General features: G+C 60.5%; 14 protein-coding genes and 1 riboswitch. Of the genes, 8 read left to right on the top strand and 6 right to left on the bottom strand.

The window, feature by feature from the left end; genetic code table 11:
* The first annotated feature begins 67 nt into the window (after positions 1–67).
* The 3 genes from GXP70_RS05360 to GXP70_RS05370 all read left to right on the top strand — a co-directional run bounded on the left by GXP70_RS05360 (position 68) and on the right by GXP70_RS05370 (position 4,465).
* Positions 68–1,732 (top strand): ABC transporter substrate-binding protein, encoded by a 1,665-nt coding sequence (locus GXP70_RS05360; protein ID WP_162355520.1) that lies wholly within the window; start codon positions 68–70, stop codon positions 1,730–1,732.
* Between the two features lie 625 nt (positions 1,733–2,357).
* On the top strand, positions 2,358–3,410 hold the full coding sequence (locus tag GXP70_RS05365) for a Gfo/Idh/MocA family protein (RefSeq protein WP_162355521.1): 1,053 nt from the start codon (positions 2,358–2,360) through the stop codon (positions 3,408–3,410).
* Between the two features lie 752 nt (positions 3,411–4,162).
* A complete protein-coding gene (locus tag GXP70_RS05370) occupies positions 4,163–4,465 on the top strand; it encodes a hypothetical protein (protein ID WP_162355522.1) in 303 nt (100 codons plus the stop codon).
* 85 nt (positions 4,466–4,550) lie between these two features.
* Here the strand turns inward: GXP70_RS05370 and GXP70_RS05375 are convergent, their stop codons facing one another.
* Together GXP70_RS05375 and GXP70_RS05380 are read right to left on the bottom strand one after the other, a co-directional pair.
* Complete coding sequence (locus GXP70_RS05375) at positions 4,551–5,780, bottom strand: sugar phosphate nucleotidyltransferase (protein WP_162355523.1); 1,230 nt, start codon at positions 5,778–5,780, stop codon at positions 4,551–4,553.
* Between the two features lie 631 nt (positions 5,781–6,411).
* Positions 6,412–8,157 carry an alpha-glycosidase gene (locus tag GXP70_RS05380; RefSeq protein ID WP_162355524.1) on the bottom strand — a complete coding sequence of 582 codons (1,746 nt, stop codon included), beginning with the start codon at positions 8,155–8,157 and terminating at the stop codon, positions 6,412–6,414.
* Between the two features lie 221 nt (positions 8,158–8,378).
* Between GXP70_RS05380 and GXP70_RS05385 the strand changes: the two genes are divergently transcribed.
* Positions 8,379–8,714, top strand: a complete 336-nt coding sequence (locus tag GXP70_RS05385) for a YflT domain-containing protein (protein WP_318652412.1) — start codon at positions 8,379–8,381, stop codon at positions 8,712–8,714.
* Positions 8,715–9,129: 415 nt separating this feature from the next.
* On the opposite strand, the gene GXP70_RS05390 is transcribed toward GXP70_RS05385, so the two are convergent.
* Together GXP70_RS05390 and GXP70_RS05395 are read right to left on the bottom strand one after the other, a co-directional pair.
* Positions 9,130–9,933, bottom strand: a complete 804-nt coding sequence (locus GXP70_RS05390) for an SDR family oxidoreductase (protein WP_162355525.1) — start codon at positions 9,931–9,933, stop codon at positions 9,130–9,132.
* 146 nt (positions 9,934–10,079) lie between these two features.
* Positions 10,080–10,832 carry an AraC family transcriptional regulator gene (locus tag GXP70_RS05395; protein WP_162355526.1) on the bottom strand — a complete coding sequence of 251 codons (753 nt, stop codon included), beginning with the start codon at positions 10,830–10,832 and terminating at the stop codon, positions 10,080–10,082.
* Between the two features lie 121 nt (positions 10,833–10,953).
* Here GXP70_RS05395 and GXP70_RS05400 point away from each other — a divergent pair, with 121 nt between their 5' ends.
* Positions 10,954–11,814, top strand: coding sequence for a phytanoyl-CoA dioxygenase family protein (locus GXP70_RS05400; protein ID WP_162355527.1), 861 nt, complete (start codon positions 10,954–10,956; stop codon positions 11,812–11,814).
* 128 nt (positions 11,815–11,942) lie between these two features.
* Here GXP70_RS05400 and GXP70_RS05405 read toward each other — a convergent pair whose 3' ends face one another.
* Both GXP70_RS05405 and GXP70_RS05410 read right to left on the bottom strand, forming a co-directional pair.
* Entirely contained in the window at positions 11,943–12,767 is an 825-nt protein-coding gene (locus tag GXP70_RS05405) for a sugar phosphate isomerase/epimerase family protein (protein WP_162355528.1), read from the bottom strand.
* Between the two features lie 287 nt (positions 12,768–13,054).
* Positions 13,055–14,167, bottom strand: a complete 1,113-nt coding sequence (locus GXP70_RS05410; RefSeq protein WP_162355529.1) for an NADH:flavin oxidoreductase — start codon at positions 14,165–14,167, stop codon at positions 13,055–13,057.
* 222 nt (positions 14,168–14,389) lie between these two features.
* Positions 14,390–14,552, top strand: a riboswitch (cyclic di-AMP (ydaO/yuaA leader).
* A gap of 729 nt (positions 14,553–15,281) precedes the next feature.
* On the opposite strand from GXP70_RS05410, the gene GXP70_RS05415 reads away from it, so the two are divergent.
* From GXP70_RS05415 to kdpA, 3 genes are all read left to right on the top strand, one after another.
* On the top strand, positions 15,282–15,710 hold the full coding sequence (locus tag GXP70_RS05415; RefSeq protein WP_225442671.1) for a hypothetical protein: 429 nt from the start codon (positions 15,282–15,284) through the stop codon (positions 15,708–15,710).
* A 213-nt stretch (positions 15,711–15,923) separates the two neighbouring features.
* Positions 15,924–16,001 carry a potassium-transporting ATPase subunit F gene (locus GXP70_RS30245; protein WP_162360306.1) on the top strand — a complete coding sequence of 26 codons (78 nt, stop codon included), beginning with the start codon at positions 15,924–15,926 and terminating at the stop codon, positions 15,999–16,001.
* Between the two features lie 153 nt (positions 16,002–16,154).
* Positions 16,155–17,828, top strand: coding sequence for a potassium-transporting ATPase subunit KdpA (gene kdpA, locus GXP70_RS05425; protein ID WP_162360307.1), 1,674 nt, complete (start codon positions 16,155–16,157; stop codon positions 17,826–17,828).
* Positions 17,829–17,918 lie beyond the last annotated feature (90 nt).

The following is a 17,918-nucleotide window of genomic DNA, read 5'->3' on the forward strand; positions in this document are numbered from 1 at the left end:
TCCTTATGCCGCGGCCGGATAGCGATAGATGTATACCAAGCAACATTCATAATGGGAGGCTACAGACATGAACAAGGGTAAGAGAGGGTCATTATGGGTCGCGGCGCTTCTGCTCTCCTTCTCGCTGACGGCGGCGGGCTGCGGGGGTAACGGCGGCAATAACGGCGGATCGTCGAATGCATCGGCCGGCGGCAATGCGCAGACGAAGGGGAACGCGGACGGCGACGCTCAAGCCGGGGCGAACGACGCGGCGGCGAACAATGCCGGAGCGGGCGATGCCGCAGCGAAACCGCTGGATCCGTACGAAGTCGTCATGGTCTATCCGGACGGCAAGCAGAACGATCTCGGCGCCGTGCAGTCCGCGATGAACGATTATTTGAAGCAAACGTACCCGGACATGAACATGACGGTCAAATTAAACCCGATCGATTGGAGCGCCTACGCGGATAAGCTCAATCTGATGATGTCCTCGGGCGAGAAATTCGACCTGCTCTGGACGGCCAACTGGATGAACTTCGAGACGCAGGTCAACAAGGGCGCGCTGCTGCCGCTCGACGATCTGGTCGATCAGTACGGCCCGGACATCAAATCGGCGGAGGGCGACCTGCTTGACGGCGCCAAGCGCAACGGCAAGCTGTACGGCATCCACGTTCACCAGGAGCTCGGCAACCCGCAAGGCATCGCGCTGCGGAAGGACCTCGTAGACAAGTACCATATCGATCTGACGCCGCTGCAATCGGGCGAGTTCAAGGATTTGGAGCCGATCTTGAAGACGATCAAGGACAACGAGCCGGGCGTGACGCCGGCCGTCGGACCCGCATTCCCGCTCGGCGCCTACTTCGGCTCCGGCAGCATGGAGAGCATCATCGGGCCGGTCGGCCTCGATCAGCGCGACACGAATCCGGACGACACGTACAAGGTCGTCGATATGTACGAAACGCCGCGCTACATGGAGCTGGCGAAGCTGACACACGACTGGTACAAAGCGGGCTACATCAACAAGGATGCGACGACGCCGGGCGTCGACATTTGGAAGAAGTTCCAGGCGAAGACGGCGTTCGCGGCGATCGGCACGGATCTCGAGATCGTGAAGGACATGGCGATCGGCAAGCCTTCCCTGATGGCGGGCAAGAGCGCCCAGCTCGGCATGGATATCATCCAGGTGCCGATGAACATCGACCGGCTGCATACGTCGAAGCTGTCCGCGACGCTGCAGGCCGTCTCGCAGACGTCCAAGGATCCGGCGCGCGCCATGATGCTGCTCGACCTATTCTATAAGGATCAGAAGCTGCTCACGCTGTTCAACTACGGGGTCGAGGGCACGCATTACGCGCTGAACAACGGCCAGATCGACCTGCCGCAGGGCAAGACGAAGGACAACGTCGGCTTCTACCATGACAACCAGTGGATGCTCGGCAATCAAATGCTGGACTTCACCCGCGTCGGCGAGGATCCGAACAAATACCAGAATTACGAACAGTTCAACGAGATGGTCAAGAGCCAGCCGTCTCCGCTCATCGGCTTCGTCTTCGACTCCGAGCCGGTGAAGAACGAGCTGATCGCCGTTTCGAAAGTACAGAGCACGTTCGATCCGGGGCTGCAATCCGGGCAGCTGGATCCGGAAACCGATCTGCCGAAGATGATCGGCAAGCTGAAGGCGGCCGGACTCGACAAGGTGCTCGCCGAAGCGCAGAAGCAGATTGACGCTTGGCGTGCCGCGAACGGCAAATAAGCGGCAGGCGCCGCTGACGTCGCTGTGAGACGGTAGCGGCGCACAGGGAGAATCGCAACGAGCCTTCCAATCCCAAGCTGTGCAGGATTGGAAGGCTCTTTGCAAGTGGCTGCGGTCCGGGTTGGCGGAAAAGCTGCCGCAGGGAAGGAATTCGGCCCGAAAGCGCAGTAGACTTGCAAAGAACCTTACACACCTGCTGCAGAATAGCAAAAAAGTCGAAAAGCTGCCATTCGGGCAACTTAACTCGCCGCAGACCGGCAAAGTGTCGATAAAGTTGTCATTCGGACAACTTTGCCCGCCGAAGACCTGCAAAAGTGTCGATAAAGTTGTCATTCGGACAACTTTACCCGCCGAAGACCTGCAAAAGTGTCGATAAAGTTGCTATTCGGACAGCTTTGCCCGCCGAAGATCTGCAAAAGTGTCGATAAAGTTGTCATTCGGACAACTTTGCCCGCCGAAGACGGTCGTAAAAGCCGTGAAATCCTTCCCAGAGGCAGAAATTCGCAGCCTCATGTGGAGCAAAGCGGCGAATTCCTTCCCAAAGGCAGGAATTCATACCGAAAGCGGCCCTCTGGCCGGAAAAAGCTGCCGCAGGTAGAAATTCATTTCAAAGGAGAATAGGAGCATGACAACATACCGAATCGGATTGATCGGCCTGGGCGGCATGGCCCAGGCGCATATCAGGTGGCTTGCGGAGGCCGGCGGGCGGTTCCGGCTCGTCGCCGTCAGCGACGTCAATCCGCAGGCGCTGGCCGCCATCGGGGCGAAGCACGGCATCGCGGAAGGGAAGCGGTACGCGGACTTCGCGCAGCTGATCGCGGACCCCGACGTCGATGCCGTCGTCTCGGCGACGCCGAACGACGTGCACGCGGCGATCGTGCGCGCCTGCCTGGAGGCGGGCAAGCCGTTCATGGCGGAGAAGCCGTTCACCCGCGACTTCGCGGAGGCGGTGCCGCTGCTTGCGCTTTACGAGCGGCGGCCTGTCCCGGCGATGATCGGCTTCACCTACCGGTACACGCCGGCGTTCCGCTACGCGCGCGAGCTGGTGCGCAGCGGGCGGATCGGCGCGGTGCGCAGCTTCGCCAGCCAATATTTGCAAGGCTGGGGGGCTGCCCTCTACAACGGGCCGTTCGTCTGGCGGTTCGATAAGACCGTAACGGGCACCGGCGCGCTCGGCGACCTGGGCTCCCATATGATCGACTTGGCGCGCTTCCTCTTCGGGGAGTTCGAGGAGCTGTCCGCGCAGATGCGGACGATCGTTCCGGCGCGTCCGGATCCGCGGACCGGCGAGCCGGTCCGCGTAGAGGTCGACGATTTCGTCAGCTTCCAGGCGCGCATGACCGGCGGCGTCATGGGCGTGTTCCAATCGTCGCGCAACGCGGTAGGCTCGGGCAACCAGCACGAAATGTCCGTGTACGGCGACATCGGCACGATCCATGCCTCGACGCTGGACGCCGATCATCTGGTGCTCGTTCGCGAGGATGAGGAAGGCCGGATATCGCGTTCGCTGCTCGAGGTGCCGGATCGCTGCAAAGCGACGCAGTACGAGGATTTCCTGGCTATGCTGGACGGCGCGCCGACGGACGGACTGCCCGGCATCATCGACGGTTATCGGAATCAAGCGGTGATGGAAGCGGTCATTCGGGCGAGCGAGACGCGCAGCGTGGTAGAACTGTAACGAACGAAACGGAGCAAGCGGCCAGCGTCCGGAACGGCCGTCTCGCGCAGCGTCATTAGGATCCAAGAGCCCTTGCAGCTTAGGCCGCAAGGGCTTAGATTGTTCAGAACTATACGCGGCTTCGAGCAGGCTCGCGGCAAACCGCGTCCTGGAGCACGAACGGATCCTGTTGGCGCTTCGCCGGCATGGCAGGGATGACTGTTACCGTTTCGAACCAGGCGGTTCCATGACGGCTGGCTCACGATGCGTCCATTGATGCAAGGAAGCGGACAGGAGATCCGTTAGTCGCTGCTTTATCGCGTTTTTTCGTGTGCTGGCGGACAAGAGATCCGCTATATCCGCTGATTAGCCTGTTTTCGATGTCATTCGGGGACGTTAACGGATCCTGTGTCCATTTGCTACCCCGAGTAGCCTGATTTCGTCAAAATAGCGGAACCTCTGTCCGGCAGTCTTGGAGAGGGGGATCTTTCCTTTCAATAGATGCGGAGATGCGGCCTATTCGGCGCCGTAATTTCTCGACAGCCAAGAGCCCTTGCAAGCTTAGGCCGCAAGGGCTCTTATGCATGGCAGGAAGGGATAGCGGGACCCGATCTGGAAATACAAGAACATAGAGCTTTCGCGTTATAATCCGCGTTATAATCATAGATACGATCGATCGCGGATACGATCAATCGCGCGATCGCGCATGAGGCGGAATGCCGCCGAATGATCGCATGACGTCGAATCATCGTATGCTCGCAGGAGGAACGCTTATGGCATTCGGAGTGAAACGCGAGGAATTGGAACGCTGGAAGGCGCGCGCGGCGCGGGGCGAAATCGCCTTTCTGACGCATTATTGGCACGAGCCGAGGTTCAAGGGCGTGAAGACCGTGACCAAGGTGGGCTGCGACGATCTGGACAAGCTGGCCGGCTGGTGCGCGGCGAACGGACTGGATCCGAAGCACATCCACCGCAGGCAGCCGTTCCCGCACTATGATCTGATCGGCGGGAAGCAGAAGGAGGTCTTGATGCGCGAAGGGCTATGGGAACAATTGGAGCGCTTTAAGCTGCTGTAGGGGCAATGGAAAGAGCTGCGGCCAAGCGATGCAGATGCACCGCGGCCGCAGCTTCGATCGATTCTTATGCGATGCCGGGCTGCGATCAAGCTTTCCCGAGCGCAATGCCTGCCGAGGCGGACGCGTCCCGATGGAGCATGGACAGCGGCATCCGGTCCGGCTTGACTTTGAAGCGCGGATGCGCCGCGACGCGTTCGCCAGGCGCGATAACGGTGATCTCGCCGTTCAAGCTGCCAACGACCGCGCCTTTGGCGATGACGGCGCCTTCGCCGACAATGACGCGGGACAGCCTGGCATTCCGGCCGACGCGGACCCCCGGCATAAGAATGCTCTCCCGTATGTCGGCGCCCTTCTCGACGATAACGTCGGCGAACACGACGCTTCGGTCCAGGCCGCCTTGAACGGAGCTGCTCGGATGCACATGGGAGCTGTACAGGGCCTTCCCCGCAGGCGAGCCGGCTTGTGCCGAAGCATCCCGCTCGCGAGTAAGGATCGGCCATATTTCGCCGCTCCCGCCGGCCGTTTCGTCCAGCTCGCCGTCGATCAAGTCCATATGGGCCTCCCACAAGCTCTCGACCGTGCCGACATCCCGCCAATATCCCTCGAAAGGATGCGCGGACAGGGATGCGCCGTTCCTCAGCATGCCCGGAATGATGTCCTTGCCGAAATCATGGCTGGACGCCGGATTCCGGCAGTCCTCGATCAACGCCTCACGCAGCGCGGACCAATCGAACATGTAGATCCCCATGGAAGCCAGGTTGCTCTTCGGCATCGCCGGTTTTTCCTCGAAATCGACAATCATCCGCCGCTCATCCGCTAGCATGATGCCGAACCGGCTGGCATCGCGCCACGGCACGCGCTTGACCGCGATCGTTGCGGCCGCGCCCCCGGCGATATGATCCTGCAGCAATCGGCGGTAATCCATGCGGTAAATATGGTCGCCCGACAGAATGAGCACATGCTTCGGCGCCAGCCGGTCGATATAGCCGATATTTTGCATGATCGCATCGGCCGTTCCCAGGTAGCCGCGTTGTCCGTTGCCGCGTGAAGGCAGCAGCGTAATGCCTGCCGACTGCCCGTTCATTTGCCAAGAAGAGCCGTCCCCGATGTGTGTGTGAAGCGAATCCGCCATGTATTGCGTCAACACCCCGATCCTCTCGATCCCGGAGTTGATGCAGTTGCTGAGCGTGTAGTCGATAATCCGGCAGCTGCCGCCGAAGGGCACGGCCGGTTTCGCCATGGACGCCGTCAGCGGCGCCAGCCGGCGTCCTTCCCCGCCTGCCAGCAGCATTGCGACACAAGTATTCGAATTCATTTCGTTTCCTCCCCGAATCCGTCTGTATGAGGAATATACACGCGGCAAAATAGGATGAAACGGCTAAAAAAAATGCCGTCACCCTGAAACAAACGGCGGGACAAACGATGCTTCAAGCGTCAATCGGACGGGTAAATACCCGCATTCGCCGCGGTTGATGCATGACCGGGAAGGCCGTCCGGGGAAGCTGCAAACGCAAAGCGAAGCGATCCTTCCGCGCGAAAAAGGATGCGCTTACATTGCTCGCGGCGCCCAAGCCGTTCCGTACCCGATACAGCTCGGGAGCACGCCTGCTGCGGTAACGGCATAAGTAATGCGCCCAGTGTCATTATATGAGCAAGGCCCTGTATTATTAATCATTTGTACGGCGCGATCGGCGAAAAGCTTTCGACAATGCCCGGCATTCGGAGGGACTAGCCGCCGGGAAGGCGTCCGCGAGGACTTGGATACCGATACAGCCGAAGGAGGTGTATCATTATTTTGAACTCGCGGTCAGGAACGTTCGCCATGCCGATCCGCGCATGTCTCCCGGCCGTCGCCGCCCTCTTCCCGGCCGCACGCCGCCTTCCGCTAGTCGGCCGTTGAGCCTCCCGCCCGGTGCTTGCCTTACAGCTCCCGCCCGGTGCTTGCCTTACAGCTCCCGCCGCAAAATCCGGTATCCGTACGGCTCCAGCTCCACCCGCTGAACCCCGTCCGAGACCGGCGCAGGTTCGCCCGTGAGGGCATCCCGCCAATCGTTCGTCTCCATCGGATGCTCCAGCACCGTCTGTTCCCCGGTCGGGTTCATCCAGACCGTGAAATGCTCCGCCTCGCCCAGGCGCTCGTAGACGATGCGCGCATCGCCGGATTCCGCGCGGAGGAAGCGGAAGCGGCCGCTGCGCAGCGCAGGACTCGCTTTGCGCAAGCCGATCAGCAGCTTGTAGAAGTCGAACAGCTCGCGGTCCTGCCGCTCCTCGTCCCAAACCATGCAGCCCCGGCACTCGGGGTCGTTCCCGCCCTGCATCCCGATTTCGTCGCCGTAGAATATGCACGGGGTTCCGATATACGTCAGCAGGAAGACGACGGCCAGCTTCAGCTTCCGCTTGTCGCCGCCGGCCATCGTCAGTACCCTCGGCGTATCGTGGCTCGACAGCAGATTGAAGACGACCTCGTTCGTCGGCTGCGCATACCGCATCAGCAGGCCGTTGACCGCTTCGGCGAAAGCACGCCCGTCTTGGCCCTCGCCGGTGAAGAAGGCGAGCGTCTTGCCGGCGAACGGGTAGTTCATGACGGAATCGAACTGGTCGCCGAGCAGCCAGGGACCCGCGTCGTTCCATACTTCGCCGACGATGTACGCGTCCGGCTTGACGGCCTTGACGGTTTGGCGGAAGGAGCGCCAGAAATGGTGGTCGATCTCGTCCGCGACGTCGAGCCGCCAGCCGTCGATATCCGTCTCGCGAATCCAGTATTCGGCGACGTCCAGCAGGTACTGCTTCGTCTCGGGGTTCGCGGTGTTCAGCTTCGGCATCTGGCCGTTGAAGCCGAACGTATCGTAGGTGGCGATCCCGTCCTTCACCTCGGCCGGGAACGACCGCACGTGAAACCAGTTCGCGTACTTGGACTGCTCGCCGTGCTTCAGCACGTCCTGGAAAGGCAGGAACCGTTCGCTGGTGTGGTTGAACACGGCGTCCAGCACGACGCGGATGCCGCGGGCATGGCAGGCATCCACGAGCTGCTTCAGCGCATTCTTGTCGCCGAAATGCTCGTCGACGCGCCTATAGTCGATCGTGTCGTATTTATGGCTCGACGGCGCCTGGAAGACGGGGGTCAAATAAATCGCCGTCGCGCCGAGTTCGGCGATATGATCCAAATGATCGAGAATGCCTTTCAAGTCGCCGCCGAAGCAGCTGTCCGCCGTCGGCGCTTCGCCCCATTCCAAGGCGCCTTCCGGGTTCAAAGCCGCGTCGCCGCTCGCGAAGCGGTCGGGCATGATTTGATAGAAAACGGCCGATTTCGCCCATTCCGGCGCGGCGAACAGATCGATTTCGTGGATGTAGGGGAAATCGAAATACCCTGCCGCCGGCTGCGGCCGGTCGACGCTGACGCCGTCTTCTGTCAAATAAACCGTTTCCTCTCCTTGCCGAAGGCGGAATATATACGCATACCGGCTGAACTTGGGCTTCACGGCGGCTTCCCAGTAATCGAAGAAGCGGTCCGCCGCGATTTTGGTCAGGGGGCGCTCTTCGTTGAAGCGGTCCCAATCGTACTTGTCGCCGGCGATGACCGTAACCTCTTCCACGTCGTCCCTTTTTGTCCGCACGCGCAGGTGGATCGTCTGCATGTCGTATGCATACGCCCAGACGCTGCGCGTGGAATGGCGGAAGCATTCCTGAAACATAGGCTTCATCTCCTTGGCGAGTCGATCGTATTTGGCGAATAACGCTTGGAAGGCATGGCTTGTTCCGCATGCCTGGCTGTCGCCTATTTCCCCTATACACCCGCGTTCGGCGCCGTGAATCGCGGCCGGGGCTTGTTTCAACCCCCGGCCGCTCGGGTAAAACCAGACTAGCCTCGCCTGGCCCGGGGCTAATCCATTTGACACAAACGGAGGGATTTACAATGCAAAGCATGAAACCGAGCGTTCAAATCGTACCGACGGCAATGGATGCGCTGCACGCCGTTCAGGAGCTGAACAGGCGCGGCTATAGGCAGGAGAACATTTATGTGCTGGCGCATGACAGCAAGCAGACGAAGTCGTTGTCCGAATCGGCGGCCGCCAATGAAATCGGCATGAAGGAAGAGGGCATGTTCAATGCCATGGCGAATGTGTTCAAATCGCGGGGCGACGAAATCCGCTCCAAACTGACCTCCATCGGCTTGTCCGATATGGAGGCGGAACGTTACGAAGAAGAGCTGGATCGCGGCCGCGTGCTCGTAATCACGAACGTCCATTAAGCGAAGCGAACGGGACGAGCGGATGGAACGGAAAGCAATGCATATGGAACGCAATGGAATGAAACGGAAAGCAATGCATGGAACGGATGTATTTGAGCGAGAAGTATTGGAATGGAAGCGAATGAAGGCAAGCGCAGAACGGCGTTCCTTCACAGGCAAGAATAATTACCGCGAACAGGCCGCCGTCCTCCGGGACGGGCGGCCTGTTCGCGCGTGAAGACGCAGTCCGAGCGAAGCGCTGCCGCGCAAGCCGCAAAGTTCCCGCGCAAGCCGAAAAGTGCCGGGCAAGCCAAAAAGTTCCCACGCAAACCGCATAATTCCCGCGCAAGCCAAAAAGTGCCGGGCACCGGGGCTCCCCGCTGCTCGGCACTTTCTTAGGCAAGGCTATGATACAGGCTTGTCCGCTGTTCTTCCGCTATCCGTGCAGCAGCGATTCCGCCCCGTCGATGAAGATCGGGGTGCCGGTAATATGGCTGGACGCGTCTGAGGCGAGAAACAGGACGAGATCGCCGACTTGCGAGGCGCGGCCGGGGCCGTTCTCCAGCGGCTGATCGCCTTCCGGGTACTCGACCGGAATTTGGATCTCCTCCAGCTCCGGCGCCGGATGCGTATTTTGCCCGATATGCGTCTTGATGGCGCCGGGGCAGACGGCGTTCACGCGAATGCCGTACTGGGCCAGCTCCAGGGCGGCCATCTGCATGAACGCGACCTGGCCCGCCTTCGAGGTGCTGTAAGCGCTCATCCCGAAATTCGAGAACACCCGGTTGCCGTTGATGGAGCTGGTGATGACGATGCTGCCGCCGTTCTTCTTCAGGAACGGGACGGCGTATTTCACGGTCAGGAACGTTCCCTTCAAGTTAATATCGAGCGTCGTGCTCCATTCTTCGGGCGCCATCGTTTCGATCGGCGCCAGCACGCCGTTGATGCCGGCATTGGCGAAGACGATATCGAGCCGTTCCCATTTGCCGGCGGCTTCCTTGACCGCGCTTTCGATATCCGCCGGCTTCGCGATGTCCGCTTCGACGGCGATCGCTTCGCCGCCGGCATCGGCGATCCGCTTGCGGAGGTCCTCGACCCGGTCGGCCTTCAAGTCCACGAGCGCGACGCGCGCGCCTTCTTCCGCCAGCCGCAGCGCCGCGGCCCGGCCGATGCCGGAGCCTGCGCCGGTGATGACGGCGACCTTGCCGCCGACAATGCCTTTCCCATTCGTTTCGCGCATGTATAAGCCTCCTTCGATTGCATGTCCGGTTATTCGTTCCATGCGGGCAGGGATCTGTTGCTCATCCTCTTCTACCCGTTCTTTCCCGAAAATAACCAAATATACCTGGCGAGGGAGATGTTCCGCCGGCTGCGCGAATAAGCGCTTCAGCGCGTTTTGCGGTATTGCAGCGGCGTGACTCCGAAAGCCCGCTTGAACAGCTCGATGAACTGCGACGTCGTCGAGAAGCCGCAGTCGACGCCTACCGCGCTGACCGGCTGTGCCGTATGAAGCAGTTGATCCTTGGCCGCCTCCAGCCGTTTGCGCAGCAGGTATTGGCCGGGAGGAAGGCCGGTCTGCTCCTTGAACAGATGGCGAAAATGATCCTCGCTGTACCCCGACAGCTCCGCAAGCGTGCGCAGCTCGACGGGCTGCGTGAAGTTCTCGTCCAGGTACCGCCTGGCGTAGAAAAGCCGCTCCGGCCGATGGTCGTCCGCAGAGCCGTCAGCCTCGGACCGTCGTCCCAGCAGCAGGACGATCTCGTTCAGCAGCAAATTCGCCCGTGCCGCGTAATGGGCTTTCTGGGCGAGCAGCTCCTCCTTCATCGTCAGGATTAGCGACAGAATCGTCCGCTCGTCCGTGTCGGCGACGAGGCCGTTTTGCAGCGCCACCGGAAAATCATCGTAGCGGAAGCCGAAGAACACGACCTCCGTCTCTTCGTCATGCCGCTCGTCGTGCATATAGTTGGGCCGGGTCATCGTCATCGTGCCGGGTCCGTACCGGAGCGTATGCCCGCCGAGAGTCATCGTGCCGCTCCCCGATACGTAGTATACGAGCTCGTAACAGGTATGCTTGTGAAAATCCACGTAGGTGCCCGGTTGATGGGATCTATATAAGAAGAATTCCAGTTTTCCGTTCACGGCAGCTATCACCCTTTCGCCGAATGCTGATATTTTATCACCAGTCTATTATAGCGGCGCGATCTTGTCACCTCTATGATGAAAGGGTAGGATAAATCATTGCGCACGGGAGTGATCGACGTTGACGAACGGTGTTGAGCAAGGCTTGACCGAGAAGGAAGTGAACCGATATTGGGAAGACGGCTTCCTCGTATTCGACGATATTTTGACCGCCGAGGAAGTAGAGGAGCTTCGCGCCGCCTGCGAGCAGCCGCAGATTACGGGGCTTCGCTCGCAGAAGGATTACGAGACGAAGACGGTGCATTCGCTTGGCATAACGGCGCTTCATCCGGCGTTTCTGAAGCTCGCGAAGCATCCGGCGATCGTAGCCAAGCTGAAGCCGCTGCTCGGCGAGGATATCGAGCTGCAGCATTCCAAGCTGGCCACGAAGCCGCCGACGAAGGGCGTAGGCATCTTCGCCTGGCATCAGGATTATGCCTTCTACCCGCATACGAACACCGACATGCTGTCGGTCATGGTCATGCTGGACGATGCGACGCCGGAGAACGGCTGCATGCAGATGGTGAAGGGCAGCCACAAGCTGGGTACGCTGAATCATCAGGTCGGCGGACGGTTCGTGGCGGAATGCCAGGAGAGCCGGTATTGGGAGCAGCCGGCGAATCCGGACGATATCGTCTACATCACGCCGAAGACCGGCGGCATCAGCATCCACCATACGCTGACGCTGCACGGTTCGGACGCGAACGCGTCTGGCAAGCCGCGCCGAGGCATCGTCTTCTCGTACCGGGCGGGCGATGCGCACCAGCTGGCCGATACGCTGTTCGACGACACGGGCTTAATCATCAGCGGCAGCCGCAAGGGCGTTGTCCGCTGCAACGTCGGCACCGTGACGCTCCCCTACCGCGGAGGCGGCATGCCGTACGGATCGGCTTGGAACCAGGTCGGGAGCTTCGCGGCGGAGCGGAACGCGGCGCAGGAATAGCGTAGGCGGGTCCGGATGCGGATGCGTATGCGGGTCCTGCACATATGAACGGCAAACGCCCCGGTTCATCGCCTGATCAGGCAGGATGAACCGGGGCGCTGCGCATTCGCGGCATAACGGGATCGGGACTAGTTCAACTCCGCTTGCACCGACCGCACGTAGGCCGCGGCAAGCTTATAATCTTCGGCCGTATGCAGATGCTCCAGCATGAACGGAACGTTCTTGTCCAGCTTGCCCATCTCCGTCAGCAAGGTCCGGTAGTCCAGGCCGCCAAGGCCCGGACGGCGTTCGCTTAAGTGAACGGTCAGCTCGTCGGCCAATGCGATGTCCTTGGCGTGAACGCCTTTGATGTACGGGCCGAGCTTCGCGAAGCAATCGCGGATGAGGTCGCCGTTGTAGTAATAGTCCCGCGGGCTGGCGATCATATTGACGGGGTCGAGATGAACCGCGAAGCCCGGCCGCCCGATGGCCCGGACGAGCCGGAGATAGCTGTCCGCGGTGTCCGGGAATACCCAAGGCATCGTCTCGAGCGTATAGCAGGCGGTCTTCGGCCGTACGGCGTCGATGATTTCGCGCACCGTATCGACGATGAGCGCGAAGGTGTCCTCCGACAGGTTGGACGGATGCGGCCCGTCCCATTTCTCGCCGCGCGAGCCCGCGATGTTAACGCAGCAGAGCGCGCCGATCTCGTCGGCCAGCGCGAGCCGCTGCTGGCAATAGCGGATGGCGCTTCGGCGCGTCTCGTCGTCCGTGCTGATCGGGTTGCTCCATGCGCCGACTTCCGCAATGATCAGGTCGGCTTCCTCGGCCGCCTTGCGGTAAGCGGCGATTTCAACGGCCTGCTCCAATTTCAAATCCGGGCAGTAAGCCGCGGCATAGCCTTCGCTGCGATGGGCGGCGACCCATTCCTGCGGGTCGGCCGTCTTCGCCATAATCGGTCCGCCAAGCCTCATGTCCTCATCCTCCGTTTCATTGTCCAATCATCCCTATCCCTTTGATTGAACCAGAAAAACGAAGCTTCGTACAGGGTGAAGTTTGTACGCCCCGCGATGCATCCGAACGCTGCAAAACGCCTGAACGCAGCGATGCGCCCGAACGCGTAATACGCCCGAACGCGGCAATACGCCCCCGAACGCGGCAATACGCCCCCGAACGCGCAATACGCCCGAACGCGGCAAACGGCCGTTCCCGCACCGAAGCGGGAACGGCCGTTATGCCGTGTCTTATGCCATTGTTGGCGTCAGTACAACGTCTGCGTCGACTCGGGCGAGAACGGAAGCAGCTCGTCCTGGCGGCCTTCCTTGATCTTCTTCGCCCATTCGGGATCGTTCAGCAGCGCCCGGCCGATCGCGACGAGGTCGAATTCGCCCCGGTCGAGCCGTTCCAGCAGCCCGTCGATGCCTGTCGTTCCGGCGCCTTTCTTCTCTTTGAACAGGCGCGTGAACTCAAGGTCGAGACCGACCGAGCCGACCGTGATCGTCGGCAGGCCCGTCAGCTTCTTCGTCCAGCCCGCCAGGTTCAAGTCAGCGCCGTCCGCGAACGCCGGCTCCCAGAAGCGGCGCGTCGAGCAGTGGAACACGTCGACGCCGGCGTCGACGAGCGGCTGCAGGAACAGGCTCAGCTCATCCGGCGTTGCCGCAAGCTTCGCGTCGTAAGCATTGTCCTTCCATTGCGAGAAACGCATCATGATCGGGAAGCCGGGGCCGACGGCGCGTCTGCACGCTTCGACGACTTCGACCGCGAACCGGGTACGCTTCACGAGATCGCCGCCGTATTTGTCCGTGCGGACATTCGTAACGCCCCAGAAGAACTGGTCGATCAAGTAGCCGTGCGCGCCATGCAGCTCGATGCCGTCGAAGCCGAGCCGTTTGGCGTCGGCGGCCGCCTGCGCGTAAGCCGCGATCAGGTCGGCGATTTCCGCTTCGCTCAGCGGCTCGCCCATCTGCTCGCCGGCCAGGTTGAGCCCCGAAGGGCCGACCGACGGCGCATCCGGGTTTGTGCCGGTGCCGGCCTTGCGCGTCAAGCCGATGTGCCACAGCTGCGGCATGATTTTGCCGCCCGCCTCGTGGACCGCCCGAACGACGCCGGACCAGCCTTCAAGCGCGTTCGCGCCGTAGAAATGCGGCCATTTCGTGCTTGCGCCGGCCGCGGGATGGTTGATCAGCGTGCCTTCCGTGACGATCAGGCCGACGCCGTTCTCGGCACGGCGCTTGTAGTAGGCGGCCACGTTCTCGCCGGGCACGCCGCCGGGAGAGAAGCCCCGCGTCATGGGCGCCATGACGATGCGGTTGTCGAGCGACAGTGTAGCCGAACGGAACGGCTCGAATAAGCTTTTGGCAGGATTGGATGGCATGAATGAATTCCTCCTGGCTTGCGTGAAATGAGGTGACGCGATGGCTTGACGGGCGACGGGATGAGAGAATGGGAGTTTGGACTGCCGACTGCTGCTTATACTGTACTCTTTCTGGATACAGTTATCAATAGCGGCGGAAGGCGACGACGCAATCTGCTTGCCCATCGATAGCGATCGGGAGGACGGGACTACGATTAGTATCAAACAAACGAAGGGTATCCATTCCATATATCGCTGAATCGCACGCGGCAACGGGGGAGCCGACGGAAGGCGCCGAATGCGGCGCCGGCGCCTTCACGGGGGAATCGCGGCAGGCTCGCCCTGCTGCGCGTGGCGCTCGTCAGCATCCGGCAGCCAACCCCGTAAGCGGGCGAAGAGCGAACCATTGGCCCCTTGCATGCACGCGCTTTGTTTCCTGGTGCCGTCTATGAAGCCAAGAAGGAGAACGTCTCTTCTTCCCGGTTGTTCAGGCTGCGGAGCAAGTTCGACGCCGTGGGTGCCGAAGGTTGAAAGGATCGCCCTCCTCCGGGGTCTGGCGGACAGTGGTTCCGTTATTTGGGCGCAATCAAACTTTTGGAGCGAGCGATCGGACACAGGATTCGTTATTGTCCCCGAATGACATCGAAAATAGGGTTAACGGCCGCCATAACGGATCTCCTGTCCGCCGGCACGTGAAAATACGCGATAACGAAGCGGATAACGAATCTCCTGTCCGCTTTGTCGCTTCGACGGACGTACCTCTGTACCTCTGCCTAGCCGCCATGAACACGTCTGGGTCGCAGTGGTTAGGCGGGCGAAGAAGCTGCTGAAGCTGTTCGTGATCCAGGGCTCGAGTTGTCGCGTGCCTGCTTGAGTCAGCTATGCTCGAATCATCTACATGTACCCCCAGCCTGTTGAGATATGCTCAACAGGCTGTCTTTGTTAACTTCATTAGGCGCGAACGGCCGACCCCATGCGGCTCGAATGGGCTTGTCTCTGACAGAAAGCGTGGATAGACGGCGATTTTTATACTTTTTTTACGGCTGGCGGGGAATCTCTTTACCGCGCCTTTATGGGGATCGGGTTTAAGATGGCTTTAGCGTTAACGAGTTTGAGGTCGGGGAGGAGAGATAGCGTGAACAAGCAACAGGGGAATCATAGGCCGGCGACGATCGTCGTTGCGGCTTTCACGAAAGCGGGCGGGCAGTTCATCAAGCAGCTGCTGGCAAGGGACGTGCCGTTCGCGGCCGTGACGAACAGCACGGTCGAGCGGAAATGGTTAATGAAGCTCGGCGTCGAGTCCATTCTCTTGGTCAATACGATCGAACCGAATGATTGGCAGGCGCCCGGTTTCCCGGTCGGCAAGGCGTTCCTGTTCGAAAGCAGCTTGTCGCTGTGCTGCAGATACGTCACCATGATCCGTCGATGGACCGATCAGCCGCTGCACGTCATTACGGGCAGGACGAACGGCCGGCTCATCTACCGGAGCCTCGGCGCCGATCGAATCCTGCATGCTCCGACGGGACGCAAGGGCTTCCCGTTAGACGAGCATAACCTTATTTAGTTTTCGAAGGAAGCAAACGTATCCGATTCGGCGAGGAGTGGGCGCGGTTGGTCAACGATTGGACGATGATCGTCTTGGCGGCACTGATGTTCGGACTGTTCTGGGGATTCATGAAATTATGCGGGCGTGCTTGAAGGAGGCCGCGAAAGCCGGCGCAGGTTGACGGGGAGACGGCCGCGGCGCCGCCCGCGCCGCACGTGAGGAGGAAACGCCATGATCGCAATAGGGATTATCGCCATCGCGCTGCTGATTTATCTCGGGTTCGTCTTGGTGAAGCCGGAGAAATTTTAAGCCTTTGAATGACATGCAAGCATAAGCTCCCGATTGCCTTGTGCTTGTCATTCTCCGGCATGAAGCGCGCCGCGCCGCCGGATGGATGGCGGCGGCCGGTTCAATGCCTTGCACGGCTGCTTCTATATATGGGGAGGAAATTCGGATATGGCAATGGGATTCGTTCAAGTCGCCATTACGCTTATTATCATCATGCTTCTGGTTAAACCGGCAGGCACCTACCTGGCCAACGTGTTTTCAAGAGAGAGAACCGGGCTTGACCGCGTGTTCGGCCCGATCGAGCGGCTGCTCTACCGCATCATAGGCGTGCGCGAGGATTCGTCCATGGGCTGGCGCGCCTATCTGGGCGCCGTGCTCTTGTCCAACTTTATCATGCTGCTCCTGTGTTATCTCGTACTGCGGCTGCAAAGCTATCTGCCGCTGAATCCGGACGGGATCGGCAATATGCCGGCCGGCCAGGCATTCAATACGGCGGTATCGTTCATGACCAACACGAACTGGCAGTCGTATAGCGGCGAGAACGGGTTGTCGTACCTCTCGCAGCTGATCGCGATTACGTTCCCGATGTTCACGTCGGCGGCGACGGGCTTCGCGGTTGCGATCGCCTTCATTCGCGGCTTGATTGGCAAGGAAGACAACTTGGGCAATTTCTACGTCGATATCACGCGTTCCATCCTGCGCGTATTTCTGCCGCTGAGCTTCATCGCGGCGCTGTTCCTCGTCTTCCAAGGCGTACCGCAGACGCTGGCCGGCGCCATTCACGCCTCCACGCCGGCCGGCGGCGAACAGACGATCACGCGCGGCCTCGTCGCCTCGCTGGAGTCGATCAAGCACTTGGGCACGAACGGAGGCGGCTGGATGGGCACGAACGCATCGCATCCGTTCGAGAACCCGACGGCGCTTGCGAACCTCGTTCACATCCTGTGCATGATGCTGCTGCCCACGGCGCTGATCTATGCCTTCGGCCTGATGATTCGCAACAAGAAGCAGGGCTGGGCGGTGTTCGCAGCGATGAGCGCCATTTTCCTGATCATGCTGACGACGGTGTTCGTGTCGGAATACAGAGGGGTCGGCGCACTGGATGCCATGGGCGTTCACGGCAACATGGAAGGCAAGGAAGTGCGGCTCGGCATCTCGGAATCCGCCTTGTTCACGGCGGTGACGACGGCGGCCACGACAGGCAGCGTCAACAACATGCACGAATCGCTGACGCCGCTCGGCGGACTCGTGCCCATGGCCGAGATGATGCTCAACAACGTGTTCGGCGGCAAAGGCGTCGGCCTGTTGAACGGCTTGCTGTACTTGATCTTGGCAATCTTCATCTGCGGCCTGATGGTCGGACGGACGCCGGAGTTTCTCGGGAAGAAAATCGAAGGCAAGGAAGTGAAGCTTGCCTGTATCGCGCTGCTGATTCACCCGTTCATCATTCTGGCGCCGACGGCTATCGCGTTCCTCAGTCCGAACGCGCGGTCTTCCATCGCGAACGGCGGCATGCACGGCATATCGGAGGTGCTCTACGCATTCAGCTCGGGCGCGGCCAATAACGGCTCGGCCTTCGGCGGCCTGAGCGCGAACACGGATTTCTATAATATCGGCATCGGCATCGTCATGCTGCTCGGCCGGTACGTGTCCATCATCGCGATGATCGCGATCGCCGGCTCGTTCGCGGTCAAGCGCATCGTACCCGCTACGACGGGAACGCTGCGGACGAATACGGCGCTGTTCTCGGGCATCCTGCTCGTCGTCATCCTCGTCGTCGGGGCGCTGACGTTCTTCCCGGCGCTTGCGCTCGGGCCGATCGCGGAGCAGCTGGCGATGGCGAAGTGATGGAAGTGCAGGTTAACGAGCATGCCATAGCTGCGAGTCCTGTTCTGCTGTTAACGAAGTAATAAAACAGCGGGGTTAAAAAGTGACCGG

Origin of the sequence: Paenibacillus lycopersici, assembly GCF_010119935.1 — a bacterium.
GTDB lineage: Bacteria > Bacillota > Bacilli > Paenibacillales > Paenibacillaceae > Paenibacillus_Z > Paenibacillus_Z lycopersici.